The following is a 24,010-nucleotide window of genomic DNA, read 5'->3' as shown; positions in this document are numbered from 1 at the left end:
TATGATTTTTAATTAGCTACTCCAAGCTATCAATACAATTGGTTTAACTAATTACGGTATGAATACTTCAATTTATACCTGAATTATTGCTTTTTTTCTACAGGGCTCAGGAAAAACTCCCAATCTCCTTGTTGAATAGCTATTTCAAGTTATTTAGGTATATAATTCGCTTATTTTGTAGAATTTAAAGGTTAACCAATGAGTACTTCACTTCGCGATTTGGCAGGATTAGTTCAAGGCTCAGTCATAGGTAATGATGCTCTAACGATTACTGAAATATCGCCAATAGATAACATTATTCCTGGCTCTATTGTATTTGCAGAAGGTGAAGATAATATTAAGACTGCGGAAATGTCCGATGCTGCCGCACTCCTTGTTGGGAAAAACATAAGTGACCTTAAAAAGCCTCACATACAAGTTCAGCACGGTTTCAAAGCGTTCATCACCTTGCTCAACCATTTTAACCCTAAAAAAGAGATTATCCCCGGAATTCACCCAACTGCATCCATTGGGGAAAATGTGCGCCTAGGAGAGCATGTATTAATCGGGCCCTATGTGGTCATAGAGTCTGGCAGTGTGATTGGCGATTACACTGTGCTAAAAAGCCACGTTCACGTGGGTCAAAACGTGACCATAGGCAATAAAACAACAATTCATCCGCAAGTGACTATTTATGATAATTGTCGCATTGGCTCTCATGTAACAATACATGCCTCTACTGTGGTTGGTTCCGATGGATTTGGTTACGCCTTTGTTGATGGCCAGCACCTTAAGTTGCCGCATTTAGGCAATGTCATTATTGAAGATGATGTTGAAATAGGTGCAAATACCGCAATAGACCGAGCTACCTTAGGGTCCACAGTGATAGGTAAAGGCACTAAAATAGATAACTTTGTTCAGATTGCTCATTCTGTCAAATTAGGACAACATAATATTCTATGTGCATTCACAGGAATTGCTGGAAGCACTACTTCTGGAAATTACGTTACTTTTGCCGCTAACGTTGGAGTCAGCGACCACGTTCGTATCGATGATGAGGTTATCTTAGGTGCAAGAACTGGCGTCCCACCTCACAAACATTTAAAAAAGGGATTGATTTATTTGGGAAATCCTTCACGTCCAAAAGATCAAGCAATTAAACATGAGTTGTCTGTGACCCGTGTTCCATTTATGCAAAAGAAACTAAAAGCAATGTCTGAACAAATAGCCGCAATCCTTAAAAAACTAAACATGGAAGAGACTGAGTAATCATGAGCCTACCGCTTGTCCTAATTGACGGTTCCTCCTATTTTTTTAGGGCTTTTCATGCCCTACCCCCTCTAACCAATTCAAAAGGACAGCCCACTGGTGCTATTTATGGGGTGGCCAATATGATTAAAAAATTAATCAAAGACTATCAACCCCAAGAATTAGCCGTTGTCTTTGATGCAAAAGGAAAAACCTTTAGGGATGAGTGGTATCCAGAGTACAAAGCCCATCGTCCTCCGATGCCCGAAGATCTTAGCAGTCAATTTCATCCCTTAATTGAATTATTGGAGGCAATGGGCTTGCCGTTATTAATCATCGAGGGAGTTGAGGCAGACGATGTGATTGGCACATTAGCCAAACAAGCAACAGAACATCAAATTCCCGTTCTTATTTCTACAGGGGATAAGGATTTAGCACAGCTGGTTAATGAACATGTAACGCTCATAAATACCATGAGCAATTACACGATGGACGTTGAAGGGGTTAAAGAAAAATTTGGTGTTAACCCTGAACAAATTATTGACTACCTTACCCTTATTGGAGACTCAGTAGATAACATTCCTGGTGTCAATAAATGTGGTCCTAAAACAGCGGTTAAATGGCTCAGTGAATATCACACTCTGGATAATTTGATTCAACATGCACAAGACATTACTGGAAAAATTGGCGAATACTTAAGAGAGAGTATTCCTCAACTTCCCCTGTCAAAAAAATTAGTCACCATCAAAACTGATTTAGATTTGCCTCTCAACTTAAAGCAATTGAGCCTTAAACCTGCAAACAAAGAATTATTAATCCAGTTAACGAAAGAATTTGAGTTTAAAACTTGGTTGAAAGAATTATTGGGAGAAGAAAATCAATCTCCTCAAAATCAAAGCAACGGAACTGCCGTCAGCTATGAAATCATCACCAATCAAACTCAGTTTGATCATTGGCTCAATCAGCTCGAACAATGTCAACTGTTTTGTATAGACACAGAGACTACAAGCTTAGACGTGATGACGGCTGAATTAGTAGGTATTTCAATCGCCATTGAGGAAAATAAAGCCGCATACATCCCTTTTGGACATATCGATGGAAGCCCTCAATTGATTAAAGAAGAAGTATTAACCGCTCTGAAACCTATTCTAGAGAATTCAGAAATAAAAAAAATAGGTCAGAATGTAAAATACGATTACAGCGTCTTAAAGAACCATGGTATCCACCTGCAGGGCATTGCTTATGACACCATGCTGGAATCTTATATTCTCAATAGTGGAGCAGGAAGACATGATATGGATTCCCTGGCCTTGAAGTATCTAGGCTATAAAACCATTTCTTTTGAAGAGATTGCTGGAAAAGGGGCCAAACAACTCCGATTTGATCAAATTCCTGTAGATAAAGCAGGTGTTTATTCCGCTGAAGATGCTGATATCACTCTTAAATTGCACCATGCAATGTATCCTTTATTGGAAGAGCCGCTCCGTCGAGTATTGCGAGAAATCGAAGTACCGCTTCTTACAGTTCTAGCTGACATGGAAATGCAGGGTGTCTTAATTGATCCGGTTGCTTTAAAAACTCATGGTGACCGTTTAAAACTACAAATGTCTTCATTGGAACAAGAGGCCTTAGCCTTAGCTGGAAAACCATTTAATCTCAACTCTCCAAAACAATTGCAAGAAATTCTTTTTGAAGAGCAAAAGCTACCAATAATTGCGAAAACACCAACGGGTCAACCCTCTACTGCTGAATCTGTTTTACAAGAGTTGGCTTATGACTTTCGTTTAGCTGCGGTTATTTTAGAGTACCGAAGTTTAAGTAAACTTGTCTCTACCTATATCGATGCCCTGCCAAAGAAAATGAACCCAAAAACGAATCGTGTACATACTTCTTATAACCAAGCAGTGGCAGCAACAGGCCGATTATCATCAAGTGATCCTAACTTACAAAATATACCTACTCGAAGTGAGGAAGGCCGTTTGATTCGAACCGCTTTTATTGCTCCTCCTGGCAAACTCATTCTGGCAGCAGACTACTCGCAGATTGAACTGCGCATCATGGCACATCTCTCTCAGGATGATAATCTACTCAAAGCATTTGCGAATGGTTGGGATATTCATGCTGCAACAGCCAGTGAAATCTTTCAAACTCCATTGGATCAAGTTTCAAAAGAGCAACGAAGACGTGCTAAAGCCGTTAACTTTGGTTTGATTTATGGTATGTCTGCATTTGGTTTAGCGAAACAAATTGGAGTGGAGCGACAAGATGCTCAGCATTACATCAGTACTTACTTTCATCGCTATCCCAAAGTTTTAGACTACATGGAGCGTACAAGAGCCCATGCTCATCAACTGGGCTATGTAGAAACCTTATTTGGCCGCCGGCTGTATTTACCTGAAATTAATTCACGCAATTTAATGAGACAAAAAGCTGCGGAAAGAACAGCCATTAATGCGCCCATGCAAGGAACAGCCGCTGATATCATTAAAAAAACCATGTTGGCAATCGCCCATTGGCAATGCTCGCAAGCAAAGCCAAAGGCGATCATGATAATGCAAGTGCACGATGAATTAGTATTTGAAGTCAATCAAGATGCAGTGGAAGAAGTCAGTGCTATTGTTCATCACTTAATGGAAAACACAGTCAAACTTTCTGTACCTCTAGAAGTTGCTGTTGGAGTTGGGCCAAATTGGGATGCTGCTCATTAGTCAATGAACACTATCCAACCACGTCTAACTAACGAGCGCCAGCAGAGGCGGTACTTAAAAATGCTGAATTCTGGCTTGCCATAAACTCACCAAAATAATAGGCCCAAGTTTTACAAATTCTTTCTAATTGGATGGATTTAGTCCATGAATTGTATTCGTTCAATGGGCTCCCATTTCTAATGAATACAGATGAAAATGCTTCACGCATTGAATCAGAGTCAGTCCAGGCTACGATAGGTAAATTTGGGTAAGTGTTTAATAAAATTTCTGCTAGCTCAGGTCCATTGCAATGATTTGCGTCCTTATCAGGCCCAAGGTCACCGTCCATAATGACGACATCAGTGCCTTGATTTTCAATAAATGCCAATGCTGCCTGACTATTATTCACAATGGTCACCGAAATTGGCTCAACTAGGGATTCCAACAATCGGCGCAAACAAAATGCATTAAATGCATTGTCTTCGACAATTAAAACATGCATCGCTACTCCTTTTTCTATAGAAAAGTATACCGATCGAACCTTAAGAGAAGCTTAAGACATTTAATTTTTGTAAGTCTTTAATATCCACTTAATAAACACCCGCTATAATGACACAATAATAAACTTAATGATCAATTTATATCTTGTTGTTTGGGAATTATTTAACTGATGACTTATGTACAAGAACAATTTACATTCTCTTGCCAAATAAAGCGCGAAGTCATTGTTGCATTCAAACGATCCAGATACCCTAGCCATAAACTTCTTTCAAACTAATCCCCACATTTATAACACTCTCTTTCTGCCCTACAAACATTAGTGCATTAACCCCTAAAAAATGGTTGCACTAAATCTGTTGCCGAATTTTAAGTGTTGTTACTCATGGCTATATAACCTGAATGCACCATTAACCTTATGAACAATGAAGCTAAGTTCAGGTATTAAAAAATAAATGATTTTAATGCGAGTTAATTATGAAAAAACGTATTTTAGATAAAACAATGCTAAAAGATGCACTCAAGTCCGATAAGCCCAATGAATTTCAAAAATTGATCAGCCAAATTATCAATGGGACCACCGAATTACCCAAAGATGTTTTCCAGTGGTTACAAACACTAGAAATCTCTCAACAAGAAAAATTTTTAAGCGCTAGCAAAAGTAGTTCCAACAATAAAAACATGAGCATCATCGAGTTTATATCTGAGTCAACAGACTTTGATTCTGAACTATTTAACTACATAGATACCTTAATTGAATTCAAAAGCGAAGGCATTCATTTCAAAGTCCCCCTAGATGTGTTTTTACAAGTTCCTAAAACTCGAGATCATGTATTTAAAAAAACGGTCCATTTCTTAGAAAAAATTGCTCCTTTGTTAACAATCAAACATTTGATTGAGTTCGAGAAGATCGAGTGTAGTTTACTAGCTAAACTTCTGAATGCCCTCGATGGTGATAGCAAGTCTGAAAAACATATCCTTTTGAAAACCCTTCTTAGCAAGGTACTGAATACCGAGTCATGCCAAAGAATTCTAGAAACTTCTTTGTTACAGAAATTATGTTTTGAAAACAATGACATGGCATTGCTTTTAATTCTTGAAATTCTCCACGAAAAATTAGGAAAAGACGTGTTATTTCAAAAATTAAATACCCGTGATAACAATGCTACCCCTCTTTTGCACTCGTTATTTTTAGTTAAAGCTTTTTTCAGTAAAGATTATTTTTTCAAAATAATCGATTATGTTTTTCTGCAGGATGATAAGGTTATTATCGATTTGTTTCAAAATAGCCGCAGTAAAAACTCTTTTGTTAAAAGTTTAAGCCAAGGTTGCTCAGATAAGGTGTGGTATTTTTATGATTCCCTTCTTAAACGCACTGATTTAAGACCTCTCATAGCGACCCCTACATTACTTTCCCCAACTATTAAGTACCATGTGGTTACGAAAGAACAGCAAGTTAAAATGACGGCTTTAATCCTGAAGCACAAAGAAATTCAAGATCAATTAAAAAGATCACGCCAAGATTTAAAAAACGTTTTGGATTGCCTCTCTACAAATAAGGAGTGCCTCAAAAAAGTATTTGCATTTTTTGTTTATACAAACGATGGATTAGCTCTTCAAAAGTCCTTCCTTCAACAACCCTACTCAAAACAAATTATTGAGTACCTAACCAACAGCGATACAAATACACTATTTCATTTTCTTGAAGTGCTTTGTTCATCTAGCGAAGAGAGCTCCTCTAGGACAATAGAGGATATTCTTAATTTAGATGTTCCCAACAAGATAAATTTTTATGAGCATTTAATAAAAAGGTACCGTTCTTACGGTAATACTTACGATTATATCCGTCGTTTAAGTCAAGAAAGTTTAGAAGAGAGAACAGAACTATCCTTGCTAATAATAGGACTTCTAGAAAAAATAACGATTGGAAACTTATCGCAAAGCGCCATCAAAATACAAGAGGTGTTCGATGTCATAATACCTTATAGCAGTATTAAGACATTAGAAAAAATCCTCGGCTTTATCTTACAGAAAAAACTCGTACCAGAATTTTTAGCTAGGGTTAAAACTAGCGATGGCGAGTTATTAATGAATTTTTTTAGAAACAAACCTGATACTCAAACACAGGTAATCTCCAACAATATAAAATCCATGATGCTCGATCTTGTCATTGAGTATCTAGACGATAATTTACATATAGCTTTGTTTCGGCCACGCAATAATCTTAAACATTTCTTTGACTATTTGTTTTCCGAACCAAATAGTCTTCTTTTCAGCAAATTAAGCAATTTTCCATATCATAAAATTCAAGATGAAAAAATTCGTACCACTGTAATTACTCAGCAAATAAGAGTCTCATTACAATGTAGAGATAAGTATCGACTAAGTCATCCTCAAGGTGCAGATGAGTATACGCCACTATTAGATCAATTAATACTCAACTTGTTTAATCACTTTAAAAAGAATCTAATATTCACTAGTTTAAGCTGGAAATTTTCCCCTAATGACACTCCTAACTGGTTTAGACTTTCCTCACAGAATAATCAAGAAGCATGGGAAGCAGATCCCATATTAAAATACCTCTATGATACGTTCAACGATCAACCTAAATTTATTATCGAGTTTCTTCATAACTTTGTCCCAGACAGTTTTAACTCCCAAAACACGCCCCCAAAACTTATACGTTTTTACAATCAACTATTCTCAATTGCTAGTGAAAAAAATTTAGTCATTACGAATGCAGATAAATTCGCTAATAAAGGAATAGATCAGGCAGATTGGTATTATTCAAAGCTTTTGAGAGCGCAAAATAACTCATGGCAAAAGAAAATTAATAATACTGATGAGAAAGCAACTCCTATTGAGCTTATACAAGAACATGGTAAATCCATCAGACAACTGTGGGACTGTCATAGACCAATTGTTGAAAATTACATTGAACAAATGGTGAATAATAGTATGCAGGAGATGTTCGATTTTTCTTCCATTGATCCTAATAAAAAAGCGTTACCTTCCCTAGATCATCGAATTAAAATTCTTGAGCAATCTATTAAAAACATAGAGGAGTACCTCAGTAATTTTAGATGTTTATTTCCTAATAGCTATCTATTATCAAAAGCTTACACTGCTTTAATTGATTGGTATAAAATGTTAATGGCTCTCGATCCTGAAAACTTGATGTGTGAAAAAGGATCCGAAAAAGTGGATCTTTTGTATAGTAAATTAATTAAAATTGATTTAGAGAAAAATCCAGGGGTTCAGAGTAAGATTCTATATCTTCCAGACGAATTTTTAAAATACCTTGCTGACAAATTGCTGACCATAAAGAAAGAGCCACATACCTCTAAAAGATCACTATTATTAAACACATTTAGATTCATTTCAGCCTTTAATTTGATTGAATCCGCAAGAAAAGGCCATTACTCAATTAAGCCTTTGAAAAGCTCATACAATGAAGAGTTCATCGTTGATGAATGGGATACTCAATTTTATAATCAATTGCTTTTGGATTTGAATATCCCGGCCAATTCTGAATACAACGTAGCAGCAACTTTTCCAGACAACATTGAGAGATCAGACGTTGAAGTTATCAAATCAGGAAAACAGGAGGTGGATCCGTACCCAGGTCCATCGACTGGTGCAGAAGCAGAGCAAGACAACTCTGGTATAAATAGAAATGCTTTTTTTAGTTCTAATCCTCCACAACGTGTGAAAAAAGCAAAATTAGAGGAGCAGGCAAATTCAACGCTTAATAACGATATTGAGAGATCAGCCGATGAAGTTATCAAATCAGGAAAACAGGAGGTAGATCCATACCCAGGTCCATCGATTGGTGCAAAAGATCAGCAAGACGACTCTGATATGAATAGAAACGCTTTTTTCGATTCTAAACCTCCAGAACTTCTGAAAAAAGTAAAATTAGAGGAGCAGGCAAATTCAACGCTTAATAAAGAAATATAACTATGTTTTTTTATTGTCGGGTGCAATCGCATCAGCAAAGATAGCCGATGCTATGAATAATCAAAATACAATAGTTACTGGGACAGAGGAAAAAGGCCTGCACACCATTAAGACAAGTGTTTTCACACTTGGGCATCTTATTGAAATAGAAAGGAAGTGTCGTTTAGAGGGGTTCGATACCCGCTTGCTGACGCGCGCGGCTCAGTCCACTCCCTACTGTGACTAAGATTTGATTCACATAGCAAAGAAGGAACCGAGCCGCGCGCGTCAGCAAGCGGACCGATGCGGGCAGGATAGAGGAACCTAATGACACCACTTAAGGCAGCGCCATTAGGCGAAGCACCCGACCATTGGTATAAATGCCCCTTTTTTAAAAAATGAGTCGATTCCTCAGCCATAAGGCAGCGGATATCTTTCAATTTAGAAGAGTTAACGCTGTTTAGAAACTAATGGTGCTCCCTCAGATAGGTCAGGGCTTTCCGGCAACGTTCTTTTATTCGCTCCATCGGCCTCCATTGCAAACATCGAAGCATATTGGCCTGGTTCAGTAGGCTCGATCTTTTCTTGGGTTGAAGGTGAAAACAGATGTAACGCGATTGCATGACTACCAATAACAGTGGAATGTTCATGAAGCTGCGCATCATCAATGTCTGCTTCGCTTGAATTGGCGATATCATATCCAATTTGTGCAGAGACTACTGCAAACCCAGAACCTGTTGCGAGACCTAAACCAAGAGCTCCTAAAAAACTAAGGCCAAAGGGAGCAAAAACACCAGAAGCAACACTGGCTATACCCAACGCAAAACCAAACACAAATGAAAGCATAGCAAATAGGCCCTTTAGTTTGGGAGGTTGATTTTTCTTTACTACGGTCTCAGCGGACAAATTAGGTTCATCTTTCATTGGATTGGGTAATGACTCATTTCTTGAACTCTCTCCTTCACTTGAAGTCTCAGAATCGCATGAAGAAATACGTCTAACCACTCTCCCTTCCTCACCTGATACACTGGTTGTACTTGATGCATTTGATTCCGTTTGTGGGTTTTCGGAATGTTTTTTTAAACTAGTAAGATGTTCAATATCGACTAAGTAGGTAGCCCAATCAAAAGCACCTGGACTTAAATTGTACTTTCTTATCTGCTGATCAAGATACCCTGAATTTTGAGCTCCCTCACACATGGAAGCAAAATCAACTTCATCATCATCTAGAATATAGATCCAATCCGCTTTTTCCGGTAATGCTGATAGCTGACTCTGAACTTCAAAGCCTTTGTTATACAAATACTTATCGATAATATGCAGATTCTTTATTTCTTCCTCGTTAAACCCTTGATATTTGAATAGAGCGTTGGTGTATTCAATTCTATTCTTAGTAATTACAGAGACTTTGACATGTGGGTTTTTTAATACTCGATGAAAAAACTCAACGGCGCTGTTGCTTATGAGAATATCGCAATCTACTTTCGAATAAACGATATGGGGATTGTATGGGCCAAATTTCTCCGTAAATCGCGCGAGGAGTTGTTCCTCTGATATCATTGGGGTGTCTTTATACTCCCAATTTATCTCACCATCTTTATAACCAATTAATAGCGATTGATAAAAAGGAGTGAATACTAGCTTTTTGCCAGCTCGCCCGGTAATTGTGCCGTCAAAATCAGAAAAAACCACAACTTGATCAAACATAAGGCTTCTCCGCCCCTTAAAAATCAATTTGTGCGCATGTTATTCTAATTAACTGAAAATGTCATATAAAACTTAATCCATGGCGAGCTCACCTACAAAGGCCAAACCTAGTTTCGTAAAGTTAGTCATATGCTCAAGATTTAGAATATCCAATTTATCATTTTCAGTGTGAACATAGGGATTGTCATCGTCCAAAGTTGTCGCAGAAGGATATACCGCCTTATATCCAAAATTTGTCCAGTTTGCATGATCGCTGCAAGCATAAGCACATTCCGTGTAGCCAACAGGAACGTCAAGGTAGTGAGTGAGTAGTTTCGCCATAAAATCCGTTAAGTCTTGATCAACATAGTCTTTTAATAACCAAATCATTTGGCTTTTAGGATTCGCTCTATACCCAGCCTGATCCAATTGCAACACTGCTTTGACAGGGATTTTCTTGCCAACAAACTCTTTCACGACGTAGGAAGAACCCACTAAACCCCTCTCTTCTGCCGCATAGGCAATGACGTAAACAGGTCGATTTAACTGAAGTCCTGAGGCCAGAAGAACTCTAGCAACTTCCAATTCAACTGCAATGCCACTCGCATCATCATCTGCACCAGGTTTATTTCCATCCAGAGTATCAATGTGTGCCCCAATAACAATGGCTTCACCTGGTTTATCCTTGCCAATTAACGTCACGACTGATGGCTGTACATATCGGTTACCTGTTGCAACAAGATAACTAGTCACATCCTCTCTTTTGTAGAACTTAGCTAGATTTGTTACTTCTTCTTGAAACCAAAGTGCTGCCTGGACACCCGTTTTAGTTTTCGCTGAACGATTTATATAATTCGTTAGATGTTGACTGTTTTGCCAAATTTGAGTTGGATCCACTTGTTTGATTAATTCCTGAACCTCTTTTTCATGACGTATTTGATAATGAACCGAAGCTGTGTTGCTTTTTTTCGCTGTCAATAATTTTAAAAGTTGCTTTTGGTTAAGCCCTTTATAAGACTGATCCTCTAAATACGGCTCTGCATTAAGATAAAATCCACATCTGGATTTTAAATCATGTAACTTTCTAGTCATTTCATCAGTCATTTTTAGAGAAATCAAATTAAATTGACCTGATTGTTCAAGCAATTGAGCGTCTTCTTTAATTTGCTCTAATAAGCAATCTGGGACAATAATCCTTTCTTCTTGAGAGAGCGGGGAAGAGTAGACATATTGGATGCTACCCATTGAAAACACCATTCCAGCCAAGAACTTTTTTATTCTCATATCAAACTCCCCGTTCCTTTATTGCTCTATTTCCTTTTAAGTTGAAATCAAAGTAATATAGATTAATCCATATTTCAATCATTTAGTGCATCATACAAGGACTGTTTATGATGGAAGAAATCAGCAGATTTCGGGGCATGTCAGGGGAAGTTGTTCGAGGATTTTTAAAAATTAATTCCTTTTTAACCATCATACCCGTCGTACTATTTTGGCTATTGCTCTTGTTTCTATTAAGCTTTGTTGATAAGCGAATGCCTGGTTTTGTATCCACATTTATCATACTTGCAGCCAGCTCACTATTCGTTGCACGTTTTGCTATCCCAGCAAGTCAAGGAAATCTCCATGCAGGTCTATTTAATCCAGAATCTAATGGTGAAACGCTAGGTTTCATGGGGCGGTACTGCATATATACCTTAATATGGATGGTTCCCGCTACTTTCCTTGAAAACTATTTACTGGAATCAAACTCCTTAGCTCACCTGATTTTTTCTACAAGTTTTTCATTTTCTGCTGCTACGTTTGATGATTTGCTTTATGCATTACTAGTTCTTGTTTCTGTTTTTGCCCCAACTCTTTGTTATATTTTAGCAACGACTACCTCATCGATTACTGACCTATTTAGTTTTGAACCTATTCAGTGGTTACTCCAAGACAGGAGGCAGGATTTAGGAACCTACTACGCATCGATTATAGGCGGGCTTGTTATTTTTTATATCAAATACTTAGTACCATTACTAATCATTAACCAAATTGCATATAAAATTTCGGTTCCATTCGGCCTTAAATTTTCTCTATTTATTTACATGTTACCATTCTTCGCTTCACCCATTTTAATTGGTCGCTTAACTGGAGGGTTTATTGCTGGAGAGTCGACACTTGATGAAGACGTGACTACAGAAACGAATAAAATCATCTCACAAGTCATTCATGGAGCGAATAATCAATCAACAAATACTGATGCGAGCCCCTCACCAGGTGATTTGGCGAGTTTAGTGAAAAGTAAAAAAGGCTTTGAACAATTACTCAATACCATCGATGAACTAAGCCCAGAAGAAATTACCCAAAACATCCTAGAAGCAGAAAAAGCCGGGAACAATATTTATACCTTATTGCAATTGAGTTTCTTATACAAAAAAGCCAATCGCAAGCAAGAAGCTTTAGTGAAGGCAAGTGTTGCCATAAACAAGTGCTTAAGTGATGGAATGGGGTTTGAAGCTTTGCAATTATTCAAATATTTTTCAAAAGACAGGTCCCAATTGCAGTTACAGAGTCAACAGCTCCAGATTTTAGCCTCTCACCTGATTAAACATAAACTCTATATGGATGCTGCTTGGTGCTATATGCTGGTTTTAGCCGAAGAATTATCACTTGATGAACAATTAGGGGTTCATAAGAAATTTGTGAGCTTAGCCACTGAGGCAAATCAGAACAATGAGCCTGAAATTGCTTTAAATCTGTATCAATTGTTTCTGCAACGCTATCCGGAATCCACTTTAGTGGATTTCGTCAAAAGCGCCATGCAAGGAATAAAAGAAAAACAACAAAAAAGTTAATTACGCTAAACTTTTGTATTCTTTGTGTTCCATTTCGGGCACCCTTTTATCACGTTCAAGCCTGACTTTATTCGCGAAAAATCCACCCGCTTTCCAAGCACCGAATGCAAGCACACCAGAAGCAAGACCAAGCGCAACCCGTTTATCATTGCTTGGTTTAATCACAGCCCCTCCACCATATTTTACGGATGTCATAGCAGTGGCATTAATCGCTTCATTAACATGAAGCGTAAGGAATTTTTCTAAATTAAGAGTAATATTTTTTGATGTGGCGAAATCCAATGGAAAATCCTTTTCGCCAACAGGCCCTTTGTAATCTTTAGAGTCCGTAGTCTCATTACTTTGTGCGGGGTAGCTAAATAGTTTACCCTCTAAAAACCACAATACAGTGTCGATTGTTACTTTAGAGAACAACGAACTAAATGAAGCGAATGCAATTGAATTCGCCAGAGACTCTGCAGTTGTGTATAAATGTTCTGTCCTACTGGGTTTCGCGATCTCGATGCCATCCTTGTTTTTATAGTGTTCAAAATCAGTATTCCCCTCTTTCCATTTGCTTAGATTTGCACCCATCAATCGAAGAGAAGTACCGCCCAAAACGATAGCATAGCTATACCACATCACTTTACTAGGGTCAGCCCAGTCTTGAAGCGAAAAGGTTTTTCCGTCTGAGGTGCTAATTAGATTTTGTTTAAATGGCATGGTTTCTTGGAAACTGTATTGCATTTCCAGTACAGTTGTATTGAGACTGACATCTCCAAGAATATTAACTCCCCCAAAATAACCTGTGGATAGAGTTTCCTGCATGTAATTTGAAATTGAAACCCCAGCTCCACCTACTATACATGCAGCTGAACCAACTACATTTAATGCAGTAGCTACTGCATCAATTGCCGTTGATGTAACAAAGTTATAAGAGCCCCATAGTACGTCGGTCCATTTCATAATTCGCATCTCAACTCTGGTTGAATAAACTATTTGATACTGTGCTAACTAACACAGGACTTACGACCTCCCCCAAGGTCGAGGCAAAAAGTATTTTTAATGAGGGAGTTTAGATACACTAAATGACCGAATTAAAACCACTTTTTAACGAAGAGATTGGGTGTTTTTCGTAAGTCCTGTAACAATCAAATTTCCTGGGAATGAGAATACCACAAGTTTTTTAAAACCTAGTTTTAATGCAGAAATTGATCGAATTGATCTTTTCTTAATAATTCCTTAAGCATAATTGATTACAATGTGTACAGATTTAATCGATTAATACCAGATTAATGGCTGTGTAACTGTTTAGAAGGAAGAAAAATATGTTCAAGTGGTCTGGATTACTTACTTTTGTATTCATTAGCGCGTTCTGTTCCAGCGCCTTCGCCCAAAAAACCATAAAATTAAATCCCAATGAAAACAAAACGCTTACAAACAGCGCTTTTTGGACTTTAAATGCAACTTGCAATATTCAAAGCAATAAGCCGATACGTAGCAAAATAAAAATCATGGTATTAAAACACACTGGGTCAATTAATGGTAAAAATCTATCCAGCGGTCAATCAACCTCCCTCAAGGTAACGAATAACAGCAGTATTTCTGTGAGCGCCGAGTCTGGAACACAAATTAATTTAATCAATGTTGGTGACCAGGCGGTTGAAGCGGTTTGCAGTACCTAATTACAACGGTAAACTTTGTTGCTGACCTTATAAATCCTCCTCATAAAAAGCATGAGAGGCCCAGTTGTAGGTAACTGGGCGGCACTTGTCTTATTTGCGTGTCAATTAAAACCATTTGGGTCAAATAATAAACGAATAGGGACTAATATTAAACTCTAATCAATTACTTAGGCCCGTGATAATGAGTATTGGGAGCATAATGCGGATGCATGCTTGGATGTTGTGCCTGGCCATGCTGATGCTGATGCTGATGCTGATGCTGATGCTGATGCTGATGCTGATGCTGATGCTGATGCTGATGCTGATGCTGATGCTGATGCTGATTGTAAAAAGCGTAAGGACAATATCCTGGGGTAAATCGAGGAATGGGATTAGGAACTACCGTCTGTACACCTTGGTGTTGGTGAACATTATTAGAAGGATGACCGTGTACGTTTCTATCTTGTTTACCTTGCATAATTTACTCCCTAATGAATGAATCAAAACCAGATTTCTTTACACATATGTAATGTATGTAACAAATCATGGACCGAGTATAGTACAAACAGATTAATTAGTGCAATGGGGTCCTCCACCTTTGCGGAGGATTAGGGTTTATGATCTTGGGTTGGGCGTGTTTTGGTTTTGAGAAGTTTTTTCGTCAAGCAGAGAATTAACCCAGTTATGAAAGAAACAATATAAGTTATAGATTGGAGGGGCGCTAGAAATAAACTGTAAATCTTCACGTCTGGGTCTACGCTCTGATTTGTTTGCTATTGTGACATCGTTTATTTTAGTTTTTCCATGTGTTTTATCTTGCATAATTATCTCCTTACTTTTCACTTAGAACACAGATTAATGTACAACTAACCAATTTAGCAAATAAATACACGAAAATAGTTCGGTTTTTGTTAATCTAAACGCTTGATGCTCAAAGTTTGTGCTAAACTCAATAGTATAATTGTGTTCAAGGAAGATAATTCATAGAGACAAACAATAAGTAAGGAACTATGGTTTAAATTTGGTTGAAGAGGGGTACATATTGGATTTAAGGTTTAACACCTTAACCTAGGGTTATCTGAAATGAAAAGCACAGGCAATAAGCAAGATGCATCACTCAATAAGTTAAGTTCCAACCAAACAACTCCCGGTTTTCTTCATTTTAAGTATTCATTAATCATTATCGGAATTATCGTACTTTTCTGGGGAACGACCTTAGCATTCCCAACGATAACTCATGGTCTCATCGGCAGTAATTTTTTCTATTGTCTACTCTATTTAGTGCTAACCTTACACATTACATTAGTGACTATATCTGTTTATCTGCATCGAAGTGAAACTCATCGCGCAGTGACCTTTCATCCCGCTGTCAGGCATTTCTTTAGGTTTTGGCTTTGGCTATTTACTGGAACTAATCGTGGTGGCTGGGTAGCTGTCCACAGGCTACATCACCAGAACCCCGACACAGAGAAAGATCCACACAGCCCAGTAGTATATGGTCTGAAAAAGATCTTCACCCATGGGATTGAACTTTATTCTAATGCAAAAACACCTGAAGCCATTGCAAAATTTGGCTGTGTTACGGATGATGATGTTCTTGAAAAGAAATTGTATGCAAAACTACCAGTACGTGGACCCTTGTCCTTATTTCTTATCCAATTAGTATTGCTGGGAATTTGGGCGATTCCTTTATGGACAATCCAAATGATCCTACAAATTCTAATGCAAGCGTCTGTCATTAATGGTCTAGGGCACGCAATAGGCTATAGAAATTTCAATACCCAGGATAATTCTCATAATTTAACTCGCTGGGGCATCATTGTTGGTGGAGAAGAACTGCATAATAACCACCATCTAAATCCTGCATCGGCAAAATTTTCTTTTCGCACCGATGAATACGACATCGGTTGGTTTTATATCTGCGTGCTGAGACGATTAGGACTTGCCACCATTAAGCTAAAACCGGTGGCCTCAATTGACCTAAAATACACGAAAGGATTGTTCAAAGATCTAAAAAATAGATCGAGTCATGTTGGTCAGATGCTATTTCTTGCGTTATTTGTGTGTGTCGTTTTATAGCAAACAAGGCTCATCATTTTTATACAGTTCATCTATAGGTTAGGACATGAAGCTTGGGCGTCTTTTGTTGAGGTTAACTGCTTCTCCTCTTGCCTCTCCTTAGGAGTAAACCATAATAAGGAACATTTGTCTTTGTATTGGATATAACTGGCTTCATTCAATCTCGTTAAGTATTTTGTATTGGCATAACTTTGATAGCTTTTCTCAGCGCTTGCCGCTTTATTAAATTTTTCTTCGAAAGAGCTTAGTTTTGACGCCAACAAAGTCGCTGCTTCGGAATTATCCCACTTGCTGGATAGAACTGCAGTAATGCTATCTGGGCAAGTGAAAAGAGCTGCATCAAAGGAGTCAAACAACAAACTCCATAAACTTAATGAATCAAACTGACCTTTAATTTGTGAAATCGTCTGCACAAATTGACATACAGTTCTCGCATTAAGCTTTAACAGCCCCTCTTTTCTTGCTTCTTCTAAAAGAAACAATTGAATTGAATGAGCCCATTTCCCATGCTTAGGTCCAGCCCCCAAATCAGCGGATAAATAACCATTTTTGAGTAAAACATTATTAAATAAATCAGCGGTTAATTCACCGCATAACAAAGGAGTATGGTCTGGGTAGTGGAAATCACGACTGGTTTGTACTTCAGGAGGCAGATCATCATTAGCAGGTGCATTAAAATGATTTTTACTCCCCCAATCATCAAAAAACTGACGTAAAGTTCCGGGTTTCTCTTGGTTGAACCGAAAGTATTGCTCTGTAAATGTTTTTAATCCTCGCAAAACCAGCTCTTCATTGCAAAAGAAGGACCAAACTGCAACCACGTCGTTTTTTATGCCGTCATCCAATTGTTCATGACCACAGTTTATTAACTCCCCAACATAATCATTCGTATCCTTTTGACCAGTGGTAATTAGCTCTACTGCCATGGTGACTACTCCCAAAGGGTTGGACTAAATTAAAAGCAATGACGCCTTTTATTTGCATTGTCTGATCAATTTCAAACACACGCAATAGGAAAAAAGATTTACTCAATGAGGCAGATGCTTATCAACCAGTTAGGATTGGCTGTCATTATGCTCGGTTGGAACAGCTGGATACCGCTATGACATTGCACTAATCCAGGCTACTTTTTACATTGACTAAAAAATGACTTGCCTTTAGAATTCCATGCAAAATCACCAGGGGTGCTTTGTTGATTCAAGGCTGAGAAAAACCCTAATAACCTGCTCAGGATAATGCCTGCGGAGGGAGTGTGAGTTGTGCTTGTATTCAGACCTCATGATCTGCTCAATCATTGCTCTATCTCCTTTTGGGTATGGAGGAAAGCAATGAACCTAAGTCATCTTCGCTTGTGTTTAGTTACCCAATTTAATGATCAACGCTTAGGTCACTATCTCCGTTTTTTAGCACTTGCCATTGAAGGTGGTGTGACGTCTGTTCAATTAAGAGACAAATCAAGATCATTAGCTAACTTGCGTCGTCTTGCACTGGCTATTCAATCTTTTCTTACTCCCTTGCAAATACCATTGATCATCAATGACCATGTTCAACTGGCCAAAGAGATTAATGCTGATGGAGTACATATTGGTCAAACTGATTTATCCCCTCACGAAACTCGAACAATTTTAGGACCTAACAAAATAATTGGTTACTCCGTTGAAACTTTAAAGGATCTAAAAAAAGCCAACGAACTCTCCTGCATTGATTACGTAGCAGCAAGCGCAGTATTTGCAAGCCCATCGAAACCCGATTGTAAAACGATTTGGGGGCTTGATGGGTTAAAACGAGTCTCTAAACTCTCCAAACACCCTGTAGTTGCCATCGGTGGCATTACTCATCACAACACTGCGGAAGTCATTAGGCATGGGGCTTATGGGATAGCTGTAATTAGCGCTATTCATGGTTCTCCAGACCCACTTATGGCCGCGAAAGAATTATCTGAAAAAATCAAAGAAGGAAAAAAAGATGTACCAGACCATCACTAAGCTTGTGCAAGCAATCAAAGAACAAAGACCGTTGATTTTAAATATAACCAATTTGGTAACCATGGACTTTATTGCCAATGGTCTATTAAGCCTCGGCGCCTCGCCAATGATGGCCAATAGCACGACTGAAATGGATGATTTAGTAAAAATCTCCAATTCCGTGGTTATTAATTTGGGAACACTCCATGAGGAGTTTATAGCGCTTTGTCACAAAGCAGGCATTGCTGCCAATGGCTTCGGAAAACCGCTGATTCTTGATCCTGTAGGCGCTGGAGCAAGCCATTATCGAACAGCAACGTGTTTAGATTTACTTGAACAACATCAATTCTCAATCATTCGTGGTAACGCCAGTGAAATAATGGCCCTATGTGGCTCGTTGGACAATACAAAAGGAGTTGATGCCACTATTTCTCCCGAACTAGCTATTGAACAGGCTAAACAGTTTTCTTTGGATAAAAATATCGTTATCGCCATTAGTGGCAAGACTGATGTCATCATAGCCGGAAATCAAATGGCCATTTGCGACAGAGGATCCAGCTTGATGCCTTTGATTACTGGATCAGGGTGTTTATTAACCGCTGTCATTGCAGCTTTTCATGCAGTGCACACCAATTTGTTTGAAGCGACTGCAGCTGCAATAACTTTTTATGGCGTTTGCGGGGAAACTGCCGCGGCTAAAGCGACTGGACCAGGAACATTTAAAATTCATTTTTTAGATGCATTGTCTCAATTACCTCAGCGAGAAAACGATGATAAATAACAATCTCGCCTGTGTACTAAGTATTGCAGGAACGGATCCTTCTGGAGGGGCTGGAATAAGTGCAGACATTAAAGCCATCTCTGCTACCGGAGGTTATGCTGCTGCTGTTATCACTGCTTTAGTTGCCCAAAATACTCAAGGCGTTCAGTGCATTGAAAGAGTATCCCCAGAATTTGTTCACAAACAATTGAACTCGGTATTTCTAGATTTACCAATTAGTGCCGTTAAAATTGGCATGCTTCATGATGAAAGGATCATTGCTGTGGTCTCTAAAACGTTAGACAAAACAAGACCTCCAAACATCGTATTTGATCCCGTCATGGTAGCAAAAGATGGTTCTCTCTTACTGGAGTTGGATAGTATTTCACTGCTAAAAGAAAAGCTATTGCCGTTAACTGACCTAATTACTCCTAACTTATTTGAAGCAGAATATTTAATTGGAGGAGGGATCAGAAATTTCCAAGAAATGGAAGCTGCTGCATTAGCAATTGGTCAACAATTTAGGATCAATGTCCTTATTAAGGGGGGGCATTTAGAAACCAATGAGTCTTCGGATGTCCTTTTCAACTTCACAAAAAATACTATCGATTGGTTTTCATCCCCACGAGTGAAGTCCTCTAACACTCACGGCACCGGTTGCACGTTGTCATCAGCAATTTCCTCGTATTTGGCACAAGGCTTGGCTCTTTACGACGCAGTTGCATCTGCTAAAAATTACATCAGTCATGCCATTCAATCAGGAAAAAACTATCGACTAGGCAAAGGAAACGGTCCTGTGGACCACTTTTATTTTTTAGAGAACCGAACTCGTGAATGCTAAAATGCATTGTGGTTGCTGCTGACGAAAGGGGCACTGATATTTATTAAACTAGGCAATGAAGATTAGCGAAGTGCCTGGGCCATGGCCCAGCTCTATCTATGCATCCCTAAGCTTTCTTAACAAACTCCGATTTTAATTTCATTGCGCCTATTCCATCGATTTTACAATCGATATCATGGTCACCCTCAACCAAGCGTATATTTTTCACTCGAGTCCCTACTTTAACAACTTGAGAAGAGCCTTTGATTTTCAAATCCTTGATGACTGTAATCGTATCGCCGTCTTGCAAGGTATTGCCGTAGGCATCTTTCACAACCTTGGTTTCTTGAGAGTCTATGCTTTCAGGAGTCCACTCATGTGCACATTGAGGACAAATGAATAATTCAGCATCTTGGTAAGTATAATCAGCATGGCATTTTGGGCAAGGAGGAAATAAGATCAATATCATTCTCTATAGGTGATCGATTGGTCATTATACCTTTTTCATGCTCAATTTGCACTTGTGCCCTAATATTTTGGGGACGGCCCCATCCGCTTAAATGTTTTACGGTATGAAAATAAATGTATTCCAAATTGACGCAGGGTTTGCATATATCATCGATGTCATTTGCCATTGCTAGAAATGGGTGTCTATCAGTAATCATTTTTTAACTCCTCGTGCATCCATTAGGAGGTTTTTCTTGCTACAAATACAAATCTCGAGAGTCCTGAAAAGTACTCTCTGGTGAGCGCACTTCAGGGCTGTTAAATCGCACTCGAGCTCTTATTTTACCTTTTAAGTTCTTTGGGAGCTCCCAACTTGTTTTACCATTCAGTTCAGGTATCTCTCGTTCTATATCATGGTCTGAAACGGTATACCATGAGATTTCAAGGTGATTAAGCTGCGGTGTTTTTAAATGGACTTGTGTACCGGTTGATTGAGTATTGATTTCCAAAGAATCGATCAAATGAATCCTGGAGAGAAAGCGAATCCACATATTTTCGAGATCAACAGCACAAAAATGTGGGATTGACATATCACGCATCAAGCAGGACCTATGAGTAGGTCGATACCCTGCCTTTTGTCCAGCATAGTCATAAGTTGCAAACGCCTGAACATTATCTTGCGTCCAGTCCAAATCCCCAGGATGCGCATAGATCTCAGCAAAAGCCAGCACGTGTTCAGAATCGTGATTGTTAGCAATGATCTCTAGTTGATGATTGCCAGGAGCAAGTGATTCATTGAGATGAAAAGTGAAAAAGCTTCGATCCGCAGTATAGTGACCTTCCAATTGTCCAATGTGCCCGTCCAGTAGAATTGAAACGTCCTCTGGACTCTTCCAACCCACTGAACTGATAAGAATTTCAAACTGATACGGTCCCTTTTCGCTAGGATAGGGAAAATCAAACTGTGTGGAATAGGGTTGAATGTTCAGATCATGCCAAACGTAATTATCACTGAGAAAAAGCGATTCATAGGTCCTAATATCACTTTGCACCCAATGAGTCCAAGGCACCTGGTTTGTAGGAGAGGAGTTCGCTCCGCTATAGACATACCCACCATCATATTCCTCACCCACTTCACCAAAATTATGCCCAAGTTCATGCCTAAGAACCACAATTCCGCTTTCTAAAGAACGCGTTGTAATGGCGTATTCACCACCTAAACCTCCATAGAACTCATCATTTGCTATCAAAATAGGGTAATCTGTTTTTGGAGCAAGTGCTAAAGCGGCGTCAATTGTTTCCATATTTCCAGGCATGATCGCCCGTTTTGAACCTGGTGGGTCTCGATAAAGACCAAGAGCTGTGTCCTTGTGAATACGGTCAGAAAGCCCTGATTCATTAGAAGGAACAAACACCGCATGCACGTTAAACAGTGGAAGATAACTCGCAAAAGTCGAGCCTGTAAAAAGCTCCTGGGTTAAACGGTTAGCATCCTCAAAGAACCTTTCTTTTTCAGCTAATGTGTACCCATCCCCTACGATGGTGAGATTGATTCGATTGCTCGTTGGGCCTTGAGAAACAATGGAGCGAACCTCGTAATCATCAAAAACAAGCTTCGGAACCAATGTCTTTGGCTCCCGGCCTGGGATCTGTTTTTCTTGGTAAAATGCTTTAGAGGGATGGCCGTCCTCTCTCAAAATCTGCGGGATAAAACGTAAGATTTTTTCATCTGAATTCGTATTGGTGATGTCTTTACCCGGATGAACAATGGATTTCTTGACCCAATCAGCCTGGACATCGCACATAAAACTTGTCCATAAGCCTAGAACAACAGCAAAATAACATCCTGTCTTCATGATACTTCCCTATAACTCACCAAAAGTGCATTCTGTCAGGATTTAAAAAGGGTGTCTATAAAACATCAGAACTAGAAATCGTTGACCTCAATGAAAACGCCTTCTAAAACCATCATCACCCAGTGGGGTGTATTCCATTTTCTCCTTTTCTAAGCAATCCAATTCATCTAAATACGATGGTAAAAGATCATTGTTATTGTCTTCCATTAACTGCTCAACTCTTGCTAGATCTTCTTGAGATAAATCAGGTAAGTTAATCGTATGCTCACAACTGGGAAGACTGGGATCCGCAGTGAAAAATGCAGATTGCTCTCCAAACAACAGATTTGGACCTTCGGTCACGCTAATCTCGAATTTTCTGTTGACTACTCGGATAAGAAGGCTCCAGGAGTCCTTTTTTTCATTGGTTACATGGATAAGGAGTACATTATCCTGTTGTTTTTTTGGGAATTCATGAATCGTAATCATTGCTGATCTTGTTCTAGTAGGGATAAAGCCCAGAATCATATCATCAAATGGACTTGATAGACATTTAAGGAGCAGATGATCATCTCTATCTCAACTACTTCAGTGCGATTTTTGAGTCGCTGTTCGCAGCAGAGATGGTTTAAATTTGCTACTATTCAATAAAGGATGCTTATTTTTCAATGGTCTATCAATATACTATTAACTCAAATTAGACAATGATCATGAATAAATTTGATAAACTAAGTACTTTTATTACTGTTGTGGAAGAAAATGGATTCGCAGCCGCCGCTAAAAAAAAGGGGGTAACGACTGGGACCATCAGCAAACAAATCGCTTTGCTTGAATCAGAACTGGGCGTTCAATTATTAAATAGAACTACAAGACAACTATCTCTTACTGAAATTGGCAAAACGTATTACGAATATTGTAAAAATCCACTGCAAGAGTTAGAACTGGCCGACAGAGTCATTGCAGAAAGCAAAAAGGAGGCCACTGGCACTTTAAACATTCTAGCAAGTCGATATTTTGCCATTACTCATATTATTCCTAAATTATCTGCATTTATGCGCCTTAATCCCCGATTACAAATCAATCTTCAACTCGATGAGCGCTTTCCCGATCTTGAAAAGGAAGACATTGATGTATTATTTGGTATTTCAATTGAAGGAACAGATGATTTAGTGCGTCGACGTGTCGCTAAAACACGCTATACTCTTTGTGCTTCACCTCAATATCTAAAAAAATTCGGCACTCCCTTACTACCAGCTGATTTACAAAAGCATCATTTGATTTCGCACATGATGCGAAAACCAAATAATATTATTCACTTTATTAATGATGAGAGTATCAAGGTTGAACCTGCTCTTTTTCTGAATGATACTTTTGCCATGCGCGAATGTGCGCTGTTGGGAAATGGAATTGTAAATTTGCATGATTTTTTGGTCGCCGATGCACTGAAAGAAGGTAAGTTAGTTGAATTATTAAGTGATTTCCAATTACCTGAAATGAATGTCTATCTTTACTACAAACAAAGTCGTTATAAAGTACTCAAAATTAGAAAATTTATTGATTATTTTGTTGGAATATAATCATTGAGTGC

Annotated in this window: 21 protein-coding genes and 1 riboswitch; of the genes, 11 read left to right on the top strand and 10 right to left on the bottom strand. The window is 38.6% G+C overall.

Features of this window, described 5'->3' with window-relative positions:
• The first annotated feature begins 198 nt into the window (after positions 1 to 198).
• Positions 199 to 1,248: a UDP-3-O-(3-hydroxymyristoyl)glucosamine N-acyltransferase gene (gene lpxD / locus Lwal_RS11620; protein WP_058480956.1), complete on the top strand. Its 1,050-nt coding sequence runs from the start codon at positions 199 to 201 to the stop codon at positions 1,246 to 1,248.
• Positions 1,249 to 1,250: 2 nt separating this feature from the next.
• The gene (gene polA, locus Lwal_RS11615) at positions 1,251 to 3,935 is read left to right on the top strand and encodes a DNA polymerase I (protein ID WP_058480955.1); all 2,685 of its coding nucleotides are present in this window, start codon (positions 1,251 to 1,253) and stop codon (positions 3,933 to 3,935) included.
• 28 nt (positions 3,936 to 3,963) lie between these two features.
• Here the strand turns inward: polA and Lwal_RS11610 are convergent, their stop codons facing one another.
• Entirely contained in the window at positions 3,964 to 4,416 is a 453-nt protein-coding gene (locus tag Lwal_RS11610) for a response regulator (RefSeq protein ID WP_058480954.1), read from the bottom strand.
• A 473-nt stretch (positions 4,417 to 4,889) separates the two neighbouring features.
• On the opposite strand from Lwal_RS11610, the gene Lwal_RS11605 reads away from it, so the two are divergent.
• A complete protein-coding gene (locus Lwal_RS11605; protein ID WP_058480953.1) occupies positions 4,890 to 8,372 on the top strand; it encodes a hypothetical protein in 3,483 nt (1,160 codons plus the stop codon).
• 429 nt (positions 8,373 to 8,801) lie between these two features.
• Here Lwal_RS11605 and Lwal_RS11600 read toward each other — a convergent pair whose 3' ends face one another.
• Positions 8,802 to 10,058, bottom strand: a complete 1,257-nt coding sequence (locus Lwal_RS11600) for a sulfite exporter TauE/SafE family protein (RefSeq protein WP_058480952.1) — start codon at positions 10,056 to 10,058, stop codon at positions 8,802 to 8,804.
• 72 nt (positions 10,059 to 10,130) lie between these two features.
• A complete protein-coding gene (locus Lwal_RS11595; protein WP_058480951.1) occupies positions 10,131 to 11,321 on the bottom strand; it encodes a M20/M25/M40 family metallo-hydrolase in 1,191 nt (396 codons plus the stop codon).
• 107 nt (positions 11,322 to 11,428) lie between these two features.
• Here Lwal_RS11595 and Lwal_RS11590 point away from each other — a divergent pair, with 107 nt between their 5' ends.
• Positions 11,429 to 12,874, top strand: coding sequence for a hypothetical protein (locus Lwal_RS11590; RefSeq protein ID WP_058480950.1), 1,446 nt, complete (start codon positions 11,429 to 11,431; stop codon positions 12,872 to 12,874).
• On the opposite strand, the gene Lwal_RS11585 is transcribed toward Lwal_RS11590, so the two are convergent.
• Positions 12,875 to 13,819 (bottom strand): hypothetical protein, encoded by a 945-nt coding sequence (locus tag Lwal_RS11585; RefSeq protein WP_058480949.1) that lies wholly within the window; start codon positions 13,817 to 13,819, stop codon positions 12,875 to 12,877. It abuts the gene before it with no gap.
• Positions 13,820 to 14,181: 362 nt separating this feature from the next.
• On the opposite strand from Lwal_RS11585, the gene Lwal_RS11580 reads away from it, so the two are divergent.
• Together Lwal_RS11580 and Lwal_RS17425 are read left to right on the top strand one after the other, a co-directional pair.
• Positions 14,182 to 14,538, top strand: coding sequence for a hypothetical protein (locus Lwal_RS11580; protein ID WP_058480948.1), 357 nt, complete (start codon positions 14,182 to 14,184; stop codon positions 14,536 to 14,538).
• A gap of 213 nt (positions 14,539 to 14,751) precedes the next feature.
• The gene (locus Lwal_RS17425) at positions 14,752 to 14,895 is read left to right on the top strand and encodes a hypothetical protein (protein ID WP_157066286.1); all 144 of its coding nucleotides are present in this window, start codon (positions 14,752 to 14,754) and stop codon (positions 14,893 to 14,895) included.
• A 237-nt stretch (positions 14,896 to 15,132) separates the two neighbouring features.
• Here the strand turns inward: Lwal_RS17425 and Lwal_RS11570 are convergent, their stop codons facing one another.
• Entirely contained in the window at positions 15,133 to 15,339 is a 207-nt protein-coding gene (locus Lwal_RS11570) for a hypothetical protein (protein WP_058480947.1), read from the bottom strand.
• 261 nt (positions 15,340 to 15,600) lie between these two features.
• On the opposite strand from Lwal_RS11570, the gene Lwal_RS11565 reads away from it, so the two are divergent.
• Complete coding sequence (locus Lwal_RS11565) at positions 15,601 to 16,596, top strand: acyl-CoA desaturase (protein ID WP_058480946.1); 996 nt, start codon at positions 15,601 to 15,603, stop codon at positions 16,594 to 16,596.
• Positions 16,597 to 16,628: 32 nt separating this feature from the next.
• Here the strand turns inward: Lwal_RS11565 and Lwal_RS11560 are convergent, their stop codons facing one another.
• Positions 16,629 to 17,522 carry a LirA/MavJ family T4SS effector gene (locus Lwal_RS11560; RefSeq protein ID WP_058480945.1) on the bottom strand — a complete coding sequence of 298 codons (894 nt, stop codon included), beginning with the start codon at positions 17,520 to 17,522 and terminating at the stop codon, positions 16,629 to 16,631.
• Between the two features lie 244 nt (positions 17,523 to 17,766).
• A riboswitch (TPP riboswitch) is annotated at positions 17,767 to 17,864 on the top strand.
• A 60-nt stretch (positions 17,865 to 17,924) separates the two neighbouring features.
• Between Lwal_RS11560 and thiE the strand changes: the two genes are divergently transcribed.
• The 3 genes from thiE to thiD are packed head-to-tail and all read left to right on the top strand — an operon-like array spanning position 17,925 to position 20,161.
• Positions 17,925 to 18,581, top strand: coding sequence for a thiamine phosphate synthase (thiE, locus tag Lwal_RS11555; RefSeq protein WP_058480944.1), 657 nt, complete (start codon positions 17,925 to 17,927; stop codon positions 18,579 to 18,581).
• A complete protein-coding gene (gene thiM / locus Lwal_RS11550) occupies positions 18,562 to 19,341 on the top strand; it encodes a hydroxyethylthiazole kinase (protein ID WP_058480943.1) in 780 nt (259 codons plus the stop codon). The genes thiE and thiM overlap by 20 nt, the downstream gene beginning before the upstream one ends.
• Positions 19,331 to 20,161, top strand: a complete 831-nt coding sequence (gene thiD / locus Lwal_RS11545) for a bifunctional hydroxymethylpyrimidine kinase/phosphomethylpyrimidine kinase (RefSeq protein ID WP_058480942.1) — start codon at positions 19,331 to 19,333, stop codon at positions 20,159 to 20,161. Before thiM ends, thiD begins: the two co-directional genes overlap by 11 nt.
• A gap of 106 nt (positions 20,162 to 20,267) precedes the next feature.
• On the opposite strand, the gene Lwal_RS11540 is transcribed toward thiD, so the two are convergent.
• The 4 genes from Lwal_RS11540 to Lwal_RS11525 all read right to left on the bottom strand — a co-directional run bounded on the left by Lwal_RS11540 (position 20,268) and on the right by Lwal_RS11525 (position 22,911).
• The gene (locus Lwal_RS11540) at positions 20,268 to 20,609 is read right to left on the bottom strand and encodes a zinc ribbon domain-containing protein YjdM (protein WP_058480941.1); all 342 of its coding nucleotides are present in this window, start codon (positions 20,607 to 20,609) and stop codon (positions 20,268 to 20,270) included.
• Positions 20,566 to 20,805 carry a hypothetical protein gene (locus Lwal_RS11535; protein WP_058480940.1) on the bottom strand — a complete coding sequence of 80 codons (240 nt, stop codon included), beginning with the start codon at positions 20,803 to 20,805 and terminating at the stop codon, positions 20,566 to 20,568. The genes Lwal_RS11540 and Lwal_RS11535 overlap by 44 nt, the downstream gene beginning before the upstream one ends.
• A gap of 39 nt (positions 20,806 to 20,844) precedes the next feature.
• On the bottom strand, positions 20,845 to 22,443 hold the full coding sequence (locus Lwal_RS11530; RefSeq protein WP_058480939.1) for a M64 family metallopeptidase: 1,599 nt from the start codon (positions 22,441 to 22,443) through the stop codon (positions 20,845 to 20,847).
• A gap of 87 nt (positions 22,444 to 22,530) precedes the next feature.
• On the bottom strand, positions 22,531 to 22,911 hold the full coding sequence (locus Lwal_RS11525) for a hypothetical protein (protein WP_058480938.1): 381 nt from the start codon (positions 22,909 to 22,911) through the stop codon (positions 22,531 to 22,533).
• 221 nt (positions 22,912 to 23,132) lie between these two features.
• Here Lwal_RS11525 and Lwal_RS11520 point away from each other — a divergent pair, with 221 nt between their 5' ends.
• Positions 23,133 to 23,999: a LysR family transcriptional regulator gene (locus Lwal_RS11520; RefSeq protein ID WP_058480937.1), complete on the top strand. Its 867-nt coding sequence runs from the start codon at positions 23,133 to 23,135 to the stop codon at positions 23,997 to 23,999.
• The last annotated feature ends 11 nt before the right edge of the window (positions 24,000 to 24,010 follow it).

The organism is Legionella waltersii (assembly GCF_001468085.1).
Lineage (GTDB): Bacteria > Pseudomonadota > Gammaproteobacteria > Legionellales > Legionellaceae > Legionella > Legionella waltersii.
The sequence above is the reverse complement of the archived record's forward strand: the minus strand, read 5'-3'. Positions and strand labels throughout refer to the sequence as shown.